Source organism: Acidovorax sp. GW821-FHT10E03 (assembly GCF_059415205.1).
The window spans coordinates 111,688-128,192 of sequence record NZ_JBWKMU010000009.1 but is presented as its reverse complement, the minus strand read 5'-3'; the positions used below and the strand labels follow the sequence as shown (position 1 = coordinate 128,192).

Annotated in this window: 23 protein-coding genes; all 23 read right to left on the bottom strand. The window is 61.4% G+C overall.

Going from position 1 to position 16,505, the window contains the following annotated elements:
* Positions 1 to 70: 70 nt before the first annotated feature.
* Entirely contained in the window at positions 71 to 1,063 is a 993-nt protein-coding gene (locus tag AC07OD_RS17185) for a DNA-directed RNA polymerase subunit alpha (protein WP_008906514.1), read from the bottom strand.
* Positions 1,064 to 1,175: 112 nt separating this feature from the next.
* The gene (gene rpsD, locus AC07OD_RS17180) at positions 1,176 to 1,799 is read right to left on the bottom strand and encodes a 30S ribosomal protein S4 (RefSeq protein WP_218296832.1); all 624 of its coding nucleotides are present in this window, start codon (positions 1,797 to 1,799) and stop codon (positions 1,176 to 1,178) included.
* Between the two features lie 92 nt (positions 1,800 to 1,891).
* Positions 1,892 to 2,296: a 30S ribosomal protein S11 gene (gene rpsK / locus AC07OD_RS17175; protein ID WP_005793662.1), complete on the bottom strand. Its 405-nt coding sequence runs from the start codon at positions 2,294 to 2,296 to the stop codon at positions 1,892 to 1,894.
* Positions 2,297 to 2,314: 18 nt separating this feature from the next.
* Positions 2,315 to 2,680 (bottom strand): 30S ribosomal protein S13, encoded by a 366-nt coding sequence (gene rpsM, locus AC07OD_RS17170; RefSeq protein WP_008906516.1) that lies wholly within the window; start codon positions 2,678 to 2,680, stop codon positions 2,315 to 2,317.
* A 23-nt stretch (positions 2,681 to 2,703) separates the two neighbouring features.
* Positions 2,704 to 2,817: a 50S ribosomal protein L36 gene (gene rpmJ, locus AC07OD_RS17165; protein WP_005793651.1), complete on the bottom strand. Its 114-nt coding sequence runs from the start codon at positions 2,815 to 2,817 to the stop codon at positions 2,704 to 2,706.
* Positions 2,818 to 2,966: 149 nt separating this feature from the next.
* On the bottom strand, positions 2,967 to 4,286 hold the full coding sequence (gene secY, locus AC07OD_RS17160) for a preprotein translocase subunit SecY (protein WP_218296831.1): 1,320 nt from the start codon (positions 4,284 to 4,286) through the stop codon (positions 2,967 to 2,969).
* A 24-nt stretch (positions 4,287 to 4,310) separates the two neighbouring features.
* Positions 4,311 to 4,742, bottom strand: coding sequence for a 50S ribosomal protein L15 (gene rplO, locus AC07OD_RS17155; RefSeq protein WP_055395677.1), 432 nt, complete (start codon positions 4,740 to 4,742; stop codon positions 4,311 to 4,313).
* 10 nt (positions 4,743 to 4,752) lie between these two features.
* Positions 4,753 to 4,935 (bottom strand): 50S ribosomal protein L30, encoded by a 183-nt coding sequence (gene rpmD / locus AC07OD_RS17150; protein WP_007861725.1) that lies wholly within the window; start codon positions 4,933 to 4,935, stop codon positions 4,753 to 4,755.
* A gap of 14 nt (positions 4,936 to 4,949) precedes the next feature.
* Positions 4,950 to 5,468, bottom strand: a complete 519-nt coding sequence (rpsE, locus tag AC07OD_RS17145; protein ID WP_218296830.1) for a 30S ribosomal protein S5 — start codon at positions 5,466 to 5,468, stop codon at positions 4,950 to 4,952.
* 16 nt (positions 5,469 to 5,484) lie between these two features.
* Complete coding sequence (rplR, locus tag AC07OD_RS17140) at positions 5,485 to 5,850, bottom strand: 50S ribosomal protein L18 (RefSeq protein WP_005793639.1); 366 nt, start codon at positions 5,848 to 5,850, stop codon at positions 5,485 to 5,487.
* Between the two features lie 11 nt (positions 5,851 to 5,861).
* On the bottom strand, positions 5,862 to 6,395 hold the full coding sequence (gene rplF / locus AC07OD_RS17135) for a 50S ribosomal protein L6 (RefSeq protein WP_218296829.1): 534 nt from the start codon (positions 6,393 to 6,395) through the stop codon (positions 5,862 to 5,864).
* A 25-nt stretch (positions 6,396 to 6,420) separates the two neighbouring features.
* The gene (rpsH, locus tag AC07OD_RS17130) at positions 6,421 to 6,816 is read right to left on the bottom strand and encodes a 30S ribosomal protein S8 (RefSeq protein ID WP_008906523.1); all 396 of its coding nucleotides are present in this window, start codon (positions 6,814 to 6,816) and stop codon (positions 6,421 to 6,423) included.
* Positions 6,817 to 6,836: 20 nt separating this feature from the next.
* Positions 6,837 to 7,142, bottom strand: a complete 306-nt coding sequence (gene rpsN, locus AC07OD_RS17125) for a 30S ribosomal protein S14 (protein ID WP_007861712.1) — start codon at positions 7,140 to 7,142, stop codon at positions 6,837 to 6,839.
* Between the two features lie 8 nt (positions 7,143 to 7,150).
* Entirely contained in the window at positions 7,151 to 7,690 is a 540-nt protein-coding gene (gene rplE, locus AC07OD_RS17120) for a 50S ribosomal protein L5 (protein ID WP_005793632.1), read from the bottom strand.
* 9 nt (positions 7,691 to 7,699) lie between these two features.
* Positions 7,700 to 8,020: a 50S ribosomal protein L24 gene (gene rplX / locus AC07OD_RS17115; RefSeq protein WP_184860255.1), complete on the bottom strand. Its 321-nt coding sequence runs from the start codon at positions 8,018 to 8,020 to the stop codon at positions 7,700 to 7,702.
* 9 nt (positions 8,021 to 8,029) lie between these two features.
* Positions 8,030 to 8,398: a 50S ribosomal protein L14 gene (rplN, locus tag AC07OD_RS17110; RefSeq protein WP_007861702.1), complete on the bottom strand. Its 369-nt coding sequence runs from the start codon at positions 8,396 to 8,398 to the stop codon at positions 8,030 to 8,032.
* 195 nt (positions 8,399 to 8,593) lie between these two features.
* Positions 8,594 to 10,186, bottom strand: a complete 1,593-nt coding sequence (locus AC07OD_RS17105; protein ID WP_494597612.1) for a glycerol-3-phosphate dehydrogenase/oxidase — start codon at positions 10,184 to 10,186, stop codon at positions 8,594 to 8,596.
* A gap of 188 nt (positions 10,187 to 10,374) precedes the next feature.
* Positions 10,375 to 12,105 carry an ABC transporter substrate-binding protein gene (locus AC07OD_RS17100; RefSeq protein ID WP_218296827.1) on the bottom strand — a complete coding sequence of 577 codons (1,731 nt, stop codon included), beginning with the start codon at positions 12,103 to 12,105 and terminating at the stop codon, positions 10,375 to 10,377.
* Positions 12,106 to 12,219: 114 nt separating this feature from the next.
* Positions 12,220 to 12,528, bottom strand: a complete 309-nt coding sequence (locus AC07OD_RS17095; protein ID WP_218296826.1) for a DUF2160 domain-containing protein — start codon at positions 12,526 to 12,528, stop codon at positions 12,220 to 12,222.
* A gap of 12 nt (positions 12,529 to 12,540) precedes the next feature.
* Positions 12,541 to 13,353 carry a carbohydrate ABC transporter permease gene (locus tag AC07OD_RS17090; RefSeq protein ID WP_218296825.1) on the bottom strand — a complete coding sequence of 271 codons (813 nt, stop codon included), beginning with the start codon at positions 13,351 to 13,353 and terminating at the stop codon, positions 12,541 to 12,543.
* Positions 13,346 to 14,242 carry a carbohydrate ABC transporter permease gene (locus AC07OD_RS17085; RefSeq protein ID WP_218296824.1) on the bottom strand — a complete coding sequence of 299 codons (897 nt, stop codon included), beginning with the start codon at positions 14,240 to 14,242 and terminating at the stop codon, positions 13,346 to 13,348. The genes AC07OD_RS17090 and AC07OD_RS17085 overlap by 8 nt, the downstream gene beginning before the upstream one ends.
* Positions 14,239 to 15,315, bottom strand: a complete 1,077-nt coding sequence (locus AC07OD_RS17080) for an ABC transporter ATP-binding protein (RefSeq protein ID WP_492245055.1) — start codon at positions 15,313 to 15,315, stop codon at positions 14,239 to 14,241. The genes AC07OD_RS17085 and AC07OD_RS17080 overlap by 4 nt, the downstream gene beginning before the upstream one ends.
* A 1-nt stretch (position 15,316) precedes the next feature.
* Positions 15,317 to 16,396 (bottom strand): ABC transporter ATP-binding protein, encoded by a 1,080-nt coding sequence (locus tag AC07OD_RS17075; protein WP_218296822.1) that lies wholly within the window; start codon positions 16,394 to 16,396, stop codon positions 15,317 to 15,319.
* Between the last annotated feature and the right edge of the window lie 109 nt (positions 16,397 to 16,505).

The window sequence follows — 16,505 nt, the reverse complement described above, 5'->3', positions numbered from 1 at the left end:
AGGCACTGTTCCCATCCAAGGGAACAAAAAAACCGGGTTCCCACGATTCGTGGGAACCCAGAATTATAACTTAACGCTTGTCCAGACCGGCTGGTGGCCAGTTCTCAAGCTTCATGCCCAACGTGAGACCACGCGATGCGAGCACTTCTTTGATTTCGTTGAGCGACTTGCGACCCAGGTTAGGCGTCTTGAGCAGCTCGTTCTCGGTGCGCTGGATCAGGTCACCGATGTAGTAGATGTTCTCGGCCTTCAGGCAGTTGGCGGAACGCACGGTCAGTTCCAGCTCGTCCACAGGACGCAACAGGATCGGATCGAACGTGGCATTGCCGCGCGGGCCTGCCGGTGCGTCGAACGCAGCCAGCTCGCCACCTTCCAGCTGCGCGAACACCGCCAGCTGCTCCACCAGGATCTTGGCCGATGCGCGCACTGCGTCTTCGGCAGTGATGGCACCATTGGTCTCGATCTCGACAACCAGCTTGTCCAGGTCGGTACGCTGCTCCACGCGAGCGCTTTCCACCGTGTAGCTCACGCGCTTCACAGGGGAGAACGATGCATCCAGCACGATCCGGCCAATCGACTTGGTCGACTCGTCGGCATAGCGGCGCAGGCTGCCGGGCACGTAGCCACGGCCCTTCTCGACCTTGATCTGCATGTCCAGCTTGCCGCCGGCCGACAGATTCGCGATCACGTGGTCAGGGTTGACGATTTCCACGTCGTGAGGGGTCTGGATATCGCGTGCGGTAACCACACCTTCGCCATCCTTGCGCAGGCTCAGCGTGACTTCATCACGGTTGTGGAGCTTGAACACCACGCCCTTGAGGTTCAACAGGATGTTGACCACATCTTCCTGAACGCCGTCAATGGACGAGTACTCATGCAGAACGCCTGCAATGGTGACTTCCGTCGCTGCGTAACCCACCATGGACGAGAGCAGGACACGCCGAATGGCGTTACCCAGCGTGTGGCCGTACCCACGCTCGAACGGCTCCAGCGCGACCTTGGCACGGTTGTGGCCAAGCTGCTCGACATTGATCGCCTTGGGTTTCAGCAAATTGGTTTGCATTCAGACTTCCTCTCAATACCCCCAGCTCGTTACACCGGTAAGGCTGGTGAAGCGCCTAAACCGCGATGCCTCGCGGTTCAGGGACGGTTTTCTTGAAATATGTACCGAGCGATTAGCGCGAGTACAACTCAACGATCAGGGATTCGTTGATGTCGGCGCCAAACTCATCACGGTCCGGCACCTTCTTGAAGATGCCTTCGGCCTTCTCGGCGTTCACTTCCACCCACGCAGGCATGCCGACCTGGGCAGCCAGTTGCAGGGCTTCAACAATGCGGTTCTGCTTCTTGGACTTTTCACGCACGGCCACCACATCGCCCGTCTTCACGAGGTAGGAAGCGATGTTCACAGACTTGCCGTTCACCGTGATCGCCTTGTGCGAGACCAGCTGGCGCGCTTCGGCGCGGGTCGAGCCGAAGCCCATGCGGTACACCACGTTGTCGAGACGGGATTCCAGCAGGAACAGCAGGTTGGCGCCGGTATTGCCCTTCTTGCCTTCGGCGGCTTCGAAGTAGCGGCGGAACTGCTTTTCCAGCACGCCGTACATGCGCTTGACCTTCTGCTTTTCACGCAGTTGCAGGCCGTAGTCGGACGTGCGGGCACCGGAGGTGCGGCCGTGCTGGCCTGGCTTGGAGTCGAACTTGGACTTGTCGGCAATCGAGCGACGTGCGCTCTTGAGGAACAGGTCCGTGCCTTCACGGCGGGAGAGTTTGGCCTTGGGGCCGAGGTAACGTGCCACTTGAGCTTCCTTTGTGTCATCTACCGCAAACCATTGCGGGAGCCGCCTGAGGCGCTTGCGCGTTCACAGGCGGCGGTGGGCTTAGAGAGAGATTAGATACGACGGCGCTTTTGAGGGCGGCAGCCGTTGTGAGGCACGGGGGTCACATCGGAGATGGACGTGATGCGAATGCCCAGGGCGCCCAGAGCGCGCACCGAGGATTCACGGCCTGGGCCAGGACCCTTGATTTCAACGTCAAGGTTCTTGATGCCTTGGTCGATGGCAGCGCGGCCAGCCACTTCCGAAGCCACTTGGGCCGCGAAGGGAGTGGACTTGCGCGAGCCCTTGAAACCTTGGCCACCGGACGATGCCCACGACAGGGCATTGCCCTGGCGATCGGTGATCGTGATGATGGTGTTGTTGAACGAGGCGTGCACGTGTGCAATGCCGTCCGAAACATTCTTCCGGACCTTCTTGCGAACGCGCTGAGCTGCGTTATTGGCAGGAGACTTAGCCATGATGATCTTTCAATCTCTTTATTTCTTCAGTGCAGCTGCACCCTTGCGCGGACCCTTGCGAGTGCGTGCATTGGTACGGGTGCGCTGACCACGCATTGGCAGACCGCGGCGATGGCGGAAGCCACGATAGCAGCCGATGTCCATCAAGCGCTTGATGTTCATCGTGGTTTCGCGGCGCAGGTCACCTTCAATGGTGAACTGCTCGATTTGCTCGCGAATTTTTTCCAGATCACCATCCGTCAGATCCTTGATCTTCTTGGAGTAAGCGATACCAGTTGCTTCGCAGATCTTGCGAGCGCGGGTGCGACCAATGCCAAAAATGGCGGTCAAACCGATTTCCGCGTGCTTGTGCGGCGGAATGTTAATGCCAGCGATACGTGCCATATGCGTCCTCTAATACTTTCCAATCAACCTTGGCGCTGCTTGTGACGCAGATCCGTGCAGATCACGCGCACCACACCCTTGCGGCGGATGATCTTGCAGTTGCGGCAGATTTTTTTGACCGAAGCCGAAACTCTCATTGCATTCTCCTAAAACTTTTCCATCCGTCCCGGCTGTTTCGCACGGAACACAATTTGTGCCCGCGAAAAATCGTGGGGCGCCAACTCAACCGATATCCAGTTCTGCAGGCAGTCGCCGCTACGCGACCAACTGCCTTCCTTCATCATCATCAACCGCCTGCGTTGCCCTTGAAATTGGCTTTCTTGAGCAGCGATTCGTACTGTTGCGACATCATGTAGTTCTGAACCTGGGCCATGAAGTCCATGGTCACCACCACAATGATCAGCAGCGATGTCCCACCAAAGTAGAACGGAACGTTGTACTTCAAGATCAGGAACTCTGGCAGCAAGCACACGAAGGTGATGTACACAGCGCCTGCCAAGGTCAGGCGAACCAGGATCTTGTCGATATAACGGGCCGTCTGCTCACCGGGCCGGATGCCTGGGATGAACGCACCGCTCTTCTTCAGGTTATCTGCAGTCTCACGGCTGTTGAACACCAGTGCCGTATAGAAGAAGCAGAAGAACACAATCGCGGCAGCGTAGAACATCACATAGATGGGCTGACCAGGAGTCAACGCACCCGAGATGTCCTTCAACCAGCGCATCGACTCGCCTGCACTGAACCAGTTCACCACCGTGGCGGGCAACAGGATGATCGACGAGGCAAAGATCGGAGGAATCACGCCAGCCATGTTCAGCTTGAGGGGCAAGTGCGACGACTGGCCGCCGTAGACCTTGTTACCTACCTGCCGACGGGCGTAGTTCACCAGAATCTTGCGCTGACCACGCTCCACAAACACCACGAAGTAGGTCACCAGACCGACCACGAGGACGATGAAGATGGCGGCCAGGATGCTCATGGCACCCGTACGAACCAGTTCAAGGAGACCACCGATGGAGCTGGGCAATCCTGCTGCGATACCTGCAAAGATCAGGATCGAGATACCGTTGCCCAAACCACGTTCAGTGATCTGCTCACCCAGCCACATCAGGAACATCGTGCCGGCGGTCAGGCTGACGACGGCGGTCATGCGGAACCCGAAACCAGGGCTCAGCACCAGGCCTGCGGAGCTTTCCAGCGCGACGGCAATACCCAGCGACTGGAACAGGGCCAGGCCCAACGTTCCGTAGCGGGTGTACTGCGTGATCTTCCTGCGACCGGCTTCGCCTTCCTTCTTCAACTGCTCGAACGTGGGAATCACGTAAGTCATCAGCTGCATGATGATCGATGCCGAAATGTACGGCATGATCCCCAGAGCGAAGACCGTGAAACGCGACAGCGCACCACCCGAGAACATGTTGAACAGGTTCAGGATGCCGCCTTGCTGGCCACTGAACAGCTGCTGGAGTTGGGCTGGATCGATACCAGGCACAGGGATATGAGCCCCTATGCGATACACGACCAGCGCAAGCAACAGAAAAACCAGACGGCGACGCAGGTCGCCGAACTTGCCGGTCTTTGCAATTTGAGCTGCGCTAGTAGCCACAGATGCCTTCCTTCAGAGCCACACTCAGGCGACGCTGCCGCCAGCAGCTTCGATCGCTGCCTTGGCACCTGCCGTAGCGCCCACGCCATTGAGCTTGACAGCCTTGGTGAGGGAACCGCTCTTGATGACCTTGACCACCTTGGCCAGCTCGCCCACGAGGCCAGCTTGCTTGAGTGCCAGCACGTCCACTTCGGCCAGGCCGAGCTGATCGAGCGCCGTCAGCGTCACTTCTGCATTGAACTTGAGCAGGTGCGACTTGAAGCCGCGCTTGGGCAAGCGACGTTGCAGAGGCATTTGACCGCCTTCGAAGCCCACCTTGTGGTAGCCACCGGCGCGCGACTTCTGACCCTTGTGACCACGGCCAGCGGTCTTGCCCAGGCCGGAGCCGATACCACGGCCTACACGGCGCTTGGCATGCTTGGCACCGTCTGCGGGCTTGATGCTATTGAGTTCCATGATCTATCTCTCAGAGGACTTTGACCAGATAGCTGATCTTGTTAATCATGCCGCGCACTTCGGGCGAGTCCTGCAATTCGCTCACGCTGTTGAGCTTGCGCAGGCCCAGGCCACGGACGGTGGCGCGGTGCGATTCCTTGGTGCCGATAGGGCTGCGCACCAATTGAATCTTGACGGTTTGTTGCGTTGTCATTTTCAGGCTCCGATTCAGGCGAAGATGTCTTCGACCGTCTTGCCGCGCTTGGCTGCCACATTCGACGGAGTGGTCGAATTGACGAGCGCATCAAAAGTGGCACGGACCATGTTGTAGGGGTTGGAGGAACCATGGCTCTTGGCCACGATGTCCGTCACGCCCAGCACTTCGAAAACGGCGCGCATGGGGCCGCCGGCAATGATGCCGGTACCCTTGGGAGCGGGAGCCATCATCACGACAGCAGCGCCATGGTGGCCCGTCACGTTGTGGTAGATGGTGCCGTTCTTGAGCGATACCTTGACCATGTTGCGGCGGGCTTCTTCCATCGCCTTTTGCACGGCAGCAGGCACTTCCTTGGACTTGCCCTTGCCCATGCCAACACGGCCGTCACCGTCGCCAACCACCGTCAGTGCGGCGAAGCCGAGGATACGGCCGCCCTTCACGACTTTGGTCACGCGGTTGACCGCGATCATTTTCTCGCGCAGACCGTCGTCCTGACCTTCGCTCTGCACTTTGGGTTGAAATTTAGCCATTTTTTATTCGCTCCGCTTAGAACTGCAGGCCGGCTTCACGGGCTGCGTCGGCCAGGGCCTTGACGCGACCGTGGTAGGCAAAGCCTGCGCGATCAAATGCAACCTTCTCGACACCCGCAGCCTTCGCTTTTTCAGCGATGCGCTTGCCGATGATCTGGGCTGCAGCGGCATTGCCACCCTTGCCCGAACCGCCGAGCGACTTGCGCACGTCGGCTTCTGCCGTCGATGCACTTGCCAGCACCTTGCTGCCGTCGCCGGAGATCACACTGGCGTAGATATGGAGGTTCGTACGGTTCACGGTGAGACGCGCCACGCCTTGCTGTGCAATGCGGATGCGGGTCTGGCGCGAACGACGAAGACGCTGCTCTTTCTTGGTCAACATGTTGCAGCTCCTTATTTCTTCTTGGTCTCTTTGATCGTGATCTTTTCGTCCGCATAGCGGATACCCTTGCCCTTGTAGGGCTCGGGTGGACGAACAGCACGGATCTCAGCAGCGATTTGCCCCACACGCTGGCGGTCAGCACCCTTGATCACCACTTCCGTGGGCGTGGGGGTTGCGACCGTGATGCCAGCGGGCATTTCGATATTGACCGGGTGCGAATAGCCCACAGCCAGGTTCAGCTTGGAACCGGAAGCCGCAGCCTTGTAACCCACACCCACCAGGCTCAGCTTCTTTTCAAAGCCCTTGCTGACACCGACCACCATGTTGTTGACCAACTGGCGAATCGTGCCGCTCATGGCATTGGCTTCGCGGGAGTCGTTGACAGGCGCAAAGCTCAGCTTGCCTTCATTGCTCGACACCTTCACCAGCACATTCTGTGCGAGCGAGAGGGCGCCACCAGAACCCTTGACAGAGATCTGGTCATCTTTCACGGACACATCCACGCCAGCGGGGATGGTCACGGGCATTTTTCCTACTCGGGACATTTCAGTTTCTCCTCAATGCCGCGGGTTAGGCCACATAGCAGAGCACTTCGCCACCGACACCGGTAGCGCGCGCCTTGCGATCGGTCATCACGCCCTTGGGCGTCGTGACAATTGCCACACCCAGACCGTTCATGACTTGTGGAATGGAATCACGGCCTTTGTAGACACGCAGTCCGGGGCGGCTGACGCGCTCGATGCGCTCAATCACGGGACGGCCTGCGTAGTACTTCAGGGCAATTTCGAGTTCCGACTTGCCAGCTTCGGTTTTCACCTGGAAGCCGTCGATATAACCTTCGTCCTTCAGCACCTGGGCGATGGCAATCTTCACTTTGGAAGAAGGCACCAGAACCGTGGCCTTGGCGACCATCTGTGCATTACGGATGCGGGTCAGCAAGTCAGCGATGGGATCACTCATGCTCATGTTTAATCTCTCCTGCCTGCTTACCAGCTGGCCTTGGTGACACCAGGGATGTCGCCTGCAAAAGCCAGTTCACGGATCTTGGCGCGAGCCAGACCGAATTGACGGAAGGTGCCGCGTGGACGACCGGTGATTTCGCAACGGTTGCGCTGACGCGTCGGGTTGGCATTGCGGGGGAGCTTTTGCAGGCCCAGGCGGGCTGCATCGCGCTCTTCGTCGCTGCGCTTGGCATCGCCAGCGATTGCCTTCAGTTCCGCATACTTGGTTGCGTACTTGGCTGCCAGTTTTTCGCGCTTCAGTTCGCGCTGGATCAAAGCTACTTTAGCCATGCTTCGCCTCAGTTCTTGAACGGGAAACGGAAACCAGCGAGGAGAGCCTTGGCTTCTTCGTCCGACTTGGCCGTCGTGGTGATGCTGATATTGAGACCGCGCAAGGCATCCACCTTGTCGTACTCGATTTCAGGGAAAATGATCTGTTCCTTGACGCCGATGTTGTAGTTGCCACGGCCGTCGAAAGCGCGGCCGGAGATACCACGGAAGTCACGAACGCGGGGCAGAGCCACGGTCACGAAACGGTCCAGGAACTCATACATCTGCACGCCGCGCAGCGTGACCATGCAACCGATGGCCTGGCCTTCGCGGATCTTGAAACCGGCGATAGCCTTCTTGGCCTTGGTCACCACGGGCTTCTGACCAGCAATCTTGGTCAGGTCGGCCACGGCGTTGTCCATCACCTTCTTGTCCGAGACTGCCTCGCTCACGCCCATGTTCAGGGTGATCTTGGTCAGACGGGGAACCTGCATCGGTGAGGTGTAACCGAACTGCTTGGTCAGTTCGGGAGCGATCTTGTCGCGGTAAATTTCTTGGAGTCGTGCCATGTTTACCCCTTAGGCCGCCTTGATTTCAGCGCCGCTGGACTTGAACACGCGAACGCGCGTGCCGTCAGCCTGCACCTTGATGCCCACGCGATCAGCCTTGCCGGTCGCGGCATTGAAGATGGCCACATTGGACTGGTGAATCGGCATGGCCTTTTCAACGATGCCGCCCGTCGTACCCTTCATGGGGTTTGGCTTGGCGTGCTTCTTGACGAGGTTGATGCCGTCGATGACGAGGTGGGAGTCATCCTTGCGCAGCGACACCGTGCCACGCTTGCCCTTGTCACGGCCGGTCAGCACGATGACTTCGTCGCCCTTGCGAATCTTGTTCATGGCGCGTCCTTAGAGAACTTCAGGAGCCAGGGACACGATCTTCATGAACTTCTCGGTACGCAGTTCACGCGTCACGGGTCCAAAGATGCGGGTGCCGATAGGCTCCAACTTTGCGTTCAGCAACACTGCAGCGTTGCCATCGAATTTGACGAGCGAACCGTCGCCACGGCGAATACCCTTCGCCGTGCGAACGACCACCGCACTGTAAACCTCGCCTTTTTTGACGCGGCCACGTGGAGCGGCTTCTTTGATGCTCACCTTGATGATGTCGCCAACGCTTGCATAGCGACGCTTGGAACCACCCAGCACCTTGATGCAAAGGACGGACTTAGCGCCGGTATTGTCGGCAACCTCTAACCGAGATTCTGTCTGGATCATTTCAATATTCCCAACTTGCACCAGAAGACAACAGCCCCAGAGAACTTCTCAAGGGCTGCGGATCAGCCAGTCAGTCTTGGGCCCGTCGTCCGCACCGCAAACCATTTGCAGCACTTCCCGCTGGGCAGAAACTTCACGTAGGAAACGCGAAGCCCTCGATTATTGCAAAGGACTTCCAGGAAGTCAAGCGCCGCATCAGCCAGGGGCGTGCAGATACTGTTGCGCCAGCGCCAGAAAGTCGCTGAGACGAGGGTCCGAACCCAGTTCCTCCTGCAGGAGGTCAGCGACGGCGGGCGCCAGTTCAATGGCCTTGCGGGCATCGAGGAACAGCAGCCTGCAGCGGCGCGCCAGCACATCTTCCACCGTGCGGGCGTATTCATGCCGCGCCGCGAACCGCACCATCGCCTCCGTCAGGCCGCCGCCCAGATCCGTCTGTGCACCCGGCATTTCCTGAACGGCCGCCGCTTCGCTGCCATAGGAGTGCAGCCCCTGGGCATCGCTGATACGGTGCCGCACAGGCCCCGGGGGCGTTCCCACCAGGGGCAAATGATTGGTCACGCCCGCGGATTTTTCGGGCAGCAGGCCCGTGGTGAAGCATTTTTGCAACACATCTTCAGCCATGGCGCGGTAGGTGGTCCATTTGCCACCGGTCACGGTGATCAGGCCGCTGCGGCTGGCCAGGACGGTGTGCTCGCGGCTGATTTTCTTGGTGTTGTCGCCATCGTCGTCCTGCGGCTTCACCAAGGGACGCAGGCCAACCCAGATGCTGCGGATGTCCCCGATCTTGGGGGCGCGGGTGAGGTAGCGCGCCGATTCTTCCAGGATGAACTGGACTTCCTCGTGGAAAGGCTCCGGCTCCCGCACGATGTCCTGGCGCGGGCTGTCCGTCGTCCCCAGAATGAGCTTGCCCAGCCAGGGCACTGCAAACAGGACCCGGCCATCGGCCGTCTTGGGCACCATGAGGGCATGGTCGGAGGGAAGGAACTCGCGATCCACCACGATGTGCACGCCCTGGCTTGGCGCCACGATCGGCTTGACGGGGCGGCCAATGGCCTCGCCGTCCATCTGGCGCAGGGCATCCACCCACACGCCGGTGGCATTCACCACGGTGCGGGCGCGAACCGTGAACTGCTGGCCGCTGTCGGCGTCCTCGCAGACAAGGCCCGCCACCTTTCCCGCCTCATGGACCAGGGCCCGCGCAGGACAGTAGTTGACCACCAGCGCGCCCAGACCCGCCGCCGTCCGCGCCAGCGCCAGGGCCAGCCGGGCATCGTCGAACTGCCCGTCCCAGTACTTGACCCCTCCCTTGAGCCCCTCCGTCCGGGCCGTGGGCAGGCATTCCAGGGTGCGCGCACGGCCCAGGAACTGGGTGGCACCCAGTCCGGCTTTTCCGGCCAGGGCGTCGTACATCATGAGCCCGATGCCATAAAAGGGCGTCTCCCAGAAACGGTACGAGGGCATCACGAAAGGCAGGGGCTGGGCCAGATGCGGCGCGTTGTTCAGCAAGGTTGTGCGCTCATGCAACGCCTCGCGCACCAGCGCGATGTTGCCCTGGGCCAGGTAGCGGACACCGCCATGCACCAGCTTGGTGGCGCGGGACGAGGTCCCCTTGGCGAAGTCGTGCGAGTCCACCAGGACCACGCTGAAACCGCGCGCGGCCGCATCCAGAGCGACTCCCAGCCCCGTCGCCCCGCCACCAATCACGGCAAGGTCGTAGTGGTGCGGCTGGGCCAGACGGGCCAGCAGGTCGGCGCGTCGCGTAGGAAGGGGGGCAGTGGCGATGGTCATGGGGTGATTGTCCATGGGCGGAACAAGAATTAAGGGTTTACCCTTGAATTCTTGGCACTTCCGGGATGAGAAACCGCCCAAGGGGAAGGAACTCCGGGGGGCGGCATGGAGTAAAAAAGGCAGCCAGAGACCTTGTGAGCCCTGGCTGCCGGTGGCATCAGTCGTCAAGAAGCGACCGCTTCAGGGTCTCAACGTGCCTTGCCGTCCTTCCAAGCCTGCAGCAGCGTGCCGTACGCAATCGTCTGGCCCTTCGGCTTCTCATTGGCCAGCTTGGCCCAAGGCGCCTGCTTGTCGCTCAGCCACTTGGCGTTGTCGCTCTTCGGATTGAGCTTGGGGGCGCAATGCGCCATGCCGGCACGTTCCAGACGGGCCATCACCTGGTCCATTTCGTCGGCCAGCGTGTCCATGGCGCCCTGGGGCGTCTTTTCACCCGTGACGGCCTGGGCCACGTTCTTCCACCACAGCTGTGCCAGCTTGGGGTAGTCAGGCACGTTGGTGCCGGTGGGCGACCATGCCACGCGGGCGGGACTGCGATAGAACTCCACCAGGCCGCCCAGCTTGGGCGCCATGTCGGTCATGGCCTTGGACTGGATGTCGCTCTCGCGGATCGGGGTCAGGCCCACGATGGTCTTCTTGAGCGACGTGGTCTTGGCCGTCACGAACTGGGCGTAGAGCCAGGCAGCGGCGGTCTTGTTGGCGTCGTGGTCCTTGAAGAAGGTCCAGCTGCCCACGTCCTGGTAGCCGTTCTGCATGCCCTGCTTCCAGTACGGGCCGTTCGGGCCGGGGGCCATGCGCCACTTGGGCGTGCCGTCGGCATTCACCACAGGCAGGCCGGGCTTGGTCATGTCGGCCGTGAAGGCGGTGTACCAGAAGATCTGCTGGGCGATCTGGCCCTGGGCGGGCACGGGGCCGGCTTCGCCGAAGGTCATGCCCGTGGCTTCCTTGGGCGCGTACTTCTTCATCCAGTCCACGTACTTGGTCAGCGCGTAGACCGCCGCAGGCGAGTTGGTAGCGCCGCCACGGGCCACCGAGGCGCCCACGGGCGTGCACTTGTCGTCGGCCACGCGGATGCCCCACTCGTCGATCGGCAGGCCGTTGGGCGCGCCAATGTCCGCCGTACCCGCCATGGACAGCCATGCATCCGTGAAGCGCCAGCCCAGCGAAGGGTCCTTCTTGCCGTAGTCCATGTGGCCATAGATGGGCTTGCCGTCGATGTTCTTCACGTCGTTGGTGAAGAACTCGGCGATGTCCTCATAGGCGCTCCAGTTGAGCGGCACGCCCAGGTCGTAGCCGTACTTGGCCTTGAACTTGTCCTTGATGTCCTTGCGGTCGAACAGGTCGGCGCGGAACCAGTACAGGTTGGCGAACTGCTGGTCGGGCAGCTGGTACATCTTTCCGTCCGGGCCGGTCGTGAACTTGGTACCGATGTAGTCCTTGAGGTCGATGCCGGGGTTGGTGAATTCCTTGCCCGCACCGCCCATGTAGTCGGTCAGGCTCATGATCTTGCCGTAGCGGTAGTGCGTACCGATCAGATCCGAATCCGAGATCCAGCCGTCATAGATCGACTTGCCGGACTGCATGGAGGTCTGCAGCTTCTCGACCACGTCGCCTTCCTGGATCAGGTCGTGCTTGACCTTGATGCCCGTGATTTCCTCGAACGCCTTGGCCAGCGTCTTGGATTCGTATTCGTGGGTGGTGATGGTTTCAGACACCACCGAGATTTCCTTCACGCCCTTGGCCTGCAGCTTCTTGGCCGCATCGATGAACCACTTCATCTCGGCCATCTGCTGGTCCTTGCTCAGCGTGGAAGGCTGGAACTCGCTGTCAATCCACTTCTTGGCTTCCGCCTCGCCCGCCATGGCGGCCTGGCCCGTCATGACCGCAACTGCCAATGCCAGCGCTGTGTACCGCGTCTTCATAGTGCCTGTCTCCTCATAGTCATCTCCCCTTTTGGATGCAAGGGTCGCCCGGCTCCGGGGAAGGGTTGAGCCGCGCGACGGGAACCAACGGAATGAAAGCTGCCTGCGAACGCGCTACCCCTTGCGCAGGATCAGCGCCAGCAGCGCCATCGACAGCACGAAGCTGATCCAGATCGAAGGATCGCCCTGAAGGCTGAACCACTGGGCCAGCTTGCCGCTGATGCCCACAAAAATGAGATTCACGTAGGCTGCTGACAACAGCCCAATAAACAGCCGATCACCGCGCGTCGTCTCCAGCGGCAAAAAGCCCTTGCGCATCGTCGTGGGCGACTTGATCTCCCACACCGTCATGCCAATCAGCATCAGCACGATGCAAATGAAGAACACCGCCACGGGCAGCGTCCAAGCCATCCACTCAAACATGGCGATATCTCCTCAGACCCGGCCCATCGCGAAACCCTTCGCGATGTAGTGCCGAACAAACCAGATCACGATGGCACCCGGCACGATGGTCAGCACGCCGGCGGCGGCCAGCGTGGCCCAGTCCATGCCGCTCGCGCTCACCGTGCGCGTCATGGTGGCCACGATGGGCTTCGCATTCACGCTGGTCAGCGTGCGCGCCAGCAGCAGCTCCACCCAGCTGAACATGAAACAGAAGAACGCCGCCACGCCCACGCCGGCCTTGATCAGCGGCAGGAAGATCGTCATGAAAAAGCGCGGAAAGCTGTAGCCATCGATATAGGCCGTCTCGTCGATCTCGCGCGGAATGCCGCTCATGAAGCCTTCCAGGATCCACACCGCCAGCGGCACGTTGAACAAGAGGTGCGCCAGCGCCACGGCAATGTGCGTGTCCATCAGCCCCACGGTGGTGTAGAGCTGGAAGAACGGCAGCAAAAACACGGCCGGCGGCGTCATGCGGTTGGTCAGCAGCCAGAAGAACACATGCTTGTCGCCCAGGAACTGGTAGCGCGAGAACGCATAGGCCGCCGGCAGCGCCACGGTCAGCGATATCGCCGTGTTGATGGCCACGTAGATCAGGCTGTTGATGTAACCCGAGTACCAGGACTCGTCGGTGAAGATGGTCTTGTAGTTGTCCCACGTGAAGTTCTGGGGAAAGAACGAGAACGTCGAGAGGATCTCCGCGTTGGTCTTGAAGCTCATGTTGACCATCCAGTAGATGGGCAGCACGGCGAAGACCAGGTAGGCGATCAGGAACACCGACCGCTTGTGGAAGCGTTTTTCATTCATGGCCGGCCCCTTCGTTGCTGGCGGTGCCCACGCGCTGCATCCAGTTGTAGAGGATGAAGCACAGCAGCAGGATGATGAAGAAATAAATCAGCGAGAACGCTGCGGCGGGACCCAGGTCGAACTGGCCCACGGCCTTGGTCGTCAGGTACTGGCTCAGGAAGGTGGTGGCATTGCCCGGCCCGCCACCCGTGAGCACGAAGGGCTCGGTGTAGATCATGAAGCTGTCCATGAAGCGCAGCAGCACCGCGATCATGAGCACGCCGCGCATCTTGGGCAGCTGGATGTAGCGGAACACCGCGAACTTGCTGGCGCCGTCGATGCGTGCCGCCTGGTAGTACGCATCCGGGATGGAGCGCAGGCCGGCGAAGGCGAGCAGCGCCACCAGCGGCGTCCAGTGCCACACGTCCATGAGCAGCACCGTGAGCCATGCATGTGCGGCGTTGCCGGTGTAGCTGTACTCGATGCCCGCCTCCTGCAGCAGGCGCCCCATGAGGCCGATATCCGCGCGGCCATAGATCTGCCAGATGGTGCCCACCACGTTCCAGGGAATCAGCAGCGACAGCGCCACCACCACCAGCACGGCGGACGACTTCCACCCCTGCGCGGGCATGGACAGCGCGAGCAGGATGCCCAGCGGGATCTCCACCGCCAGCACCGCCAGCGAGAACGTGATCTGGCGCCACAGCGCGGCGTGCAACTCCTCGTCGCGCATCACGGCGGCGAACCACTCGGTGCCCACGAACACCCGGCGCTCGGGCGAAATGATGTCCTGCACCGAGTAGTTCACCACCGTCATCAACGGAAGGATGGCCGAGAAAGCCACGCAGATGATGACCGGAAGGATCAGGAACCAGGCCTTCTGGTTCACGGGCTTGGTGGTGGTGCTCATGCCAGCAGCTCCTCGTTTTGATAGAAGCACGTGTGCTCACCGAGCACCTGCAGCCAGACGGCATCCCCCGCGGAAGGCAGCCGTGCTTCCGGGCTGAAGCGCGCCTTGAGCGTGTGCTCACCCACCTTGGCGGTCAGCATCAGGTAGGTACCGATGTCCTGCACCTGCACCACCGTGCAGGGCAACGCACCGGCTTGGCCGGGCTCGGCCAGGGCCAGGTACTCGGGCCGCACGCCCACCTGCAACATACCTTCGGGCAGGGCGCGGTCCACCGGCGCGGCCAGGCGGTGGCCCGCCACCGACAACGCGGCTCCATCGCGCTGGGCGGGCAGGAAGTTCATGCCGGGCGAGCCGATGAAGTGGCCCACAAACACGTGTGCGGGCCGCTCGAACAGCGCGTCGGCCGAGCCCACCTGCACCGCCTTGCCGCGCGTCATCACCACCACCTGGTCGGCAAAGGTCAGTGCCTCGACCTGGTCGTGCGTCACATAGATCAGCGTGAGCTTGAGTTCGTGGTGGATCTGCTTGAGCTTGCGCCGCAGCTGCCACTTGAGGTGCGGGTCGATCACCGTGAGCGGCTCGTCGAACAGCACGGCCGCCACATCGGCGCGCACCAGGCCACGGCCCAGCGATATCTTCTGCTTGGCATCGGCCGCGAGGCCGGCCGCGCGCTGGTTGAGCTGCCCGCTCATCTCCAGCATCTCGGCGATCACGCCCACGCGCTGCCTGATCTGGTCTTCGGGCACCTTGCGGTTGCGCAGCGGGAAGGCCAGGTTCTCGGCCACCGTCATGGTGTCGTAGATCACGGGGAACTGGAACACCTGGGCGATGTTGCGCTCCTGCGGGCTGGCGCGCGTCACGTCGCGGCCATCGAACAGCACCTTGCCGTGCGAGGGCACGAGCAGGCCCGACATGATGTTGAGCATGGTGGTCTTGCCACAGCCCGAGGGGCCGAGCAGCGCATAGGCACCGCCGTCCTCGAACTCCATCTTGAGCGGCAGCAGCGCGTAATCGCTGTCCTGCTGCGGGTTGGGCTTGTAGGAATGCGCCAGATCCAGACTAATGCGAGCCATTTCAGCGCCCTCCCTGGCGCGCGGGCGCCCATGCCAGCCGGCCGTCAGCGCCAAACACATAGGCCTGCGCCGGGTCCAGATGCAGCGTGAGCGGCGTGCCCAGTTCGAAGTAATGCACCCCCGTCAGCTGGGCGACCAGGTCACCCCAGGGCGTCGTGGCGTGCACGAAAGTGTCGGACCCGGAAATCTCGGCCAGCTCCACCACGCCCCCCACGCTGATGTCATCAGGGCGGGCATGTACGCGCAGCGCGCTGGCGCGCACGCCCACGGTGAGCCCCGCGGCCGTAGCCACACCCTGCGGCAGCGGCACGGCCAGCTCCACGCCGCCCTCCAGGCGCACGCCACGCGGGGTTGCCGATGCGGCGATCAGGTTCATGGGCGGATCGCTGAAGGCACGCGCCACGCGCAGCGAGTTGGGCGCATGGAACACCTCCGCCGTCGGGCCGTACTGCAGCAGCTGCCCCTCGTCCAGCACGGCGGTATAGCCGCCCAGCAGCAGGGCCTCGCCCGGCTCGGTGGTCGCATAGACCACCGTGGACTGGCCGGCGGCAAACAGCTGCGTCAGTTCTTCACGCAGCTCTTCGCGCAGCTTGTAGTCCAGGTTCACCAGGGGTTCGTCCAGCAGCATCAGGGGCGCACCCTTGGCCAGGGCGCGGGCCAGCGCCACGCGCTGCTGTTGCCCGCCCGACAGCTCGGCAGGATAGCGGTCCAGGAACATGTCGATGTGCAGTCGGCTGGCGATCTCGCGCACCCGGGCGTCGATGTTCTTTTCGCCGCGCAGCTTGAGCGGTGACGCAATGTTGGCCGCCACCTTCATCGAGGGGTAGTTGATGAACTGCTGGTACACCATGGCCACGTTGCGGTCACGCACGGGCATGCCGGTCACATCCACGCCATCGACCGTCACGCGGCCCGCTGTCGGTGTGTCCAGCCCGGCCATGATGCGCATGAGGCTGGTCTTGCCTGCCTGCGTGGCGCCCAGCAGCACCGTCACGGCGCCGCTGTGCAGCGCCAGGCTCATGTCATGGAGCCAGGTCTGCGGACCAACCTTCTTGCTGATGCTGTCCAGTGCCAGCTGCATCACGCAACCTTTCTAATGGACCCCTGAGGGCCGGGTGGATCTGGCTCCCTGCCGCGCACGCAGCAAAACGCCTCGTTTTCGATTGCGTTCATTTTTGTTCTTTTTTGAT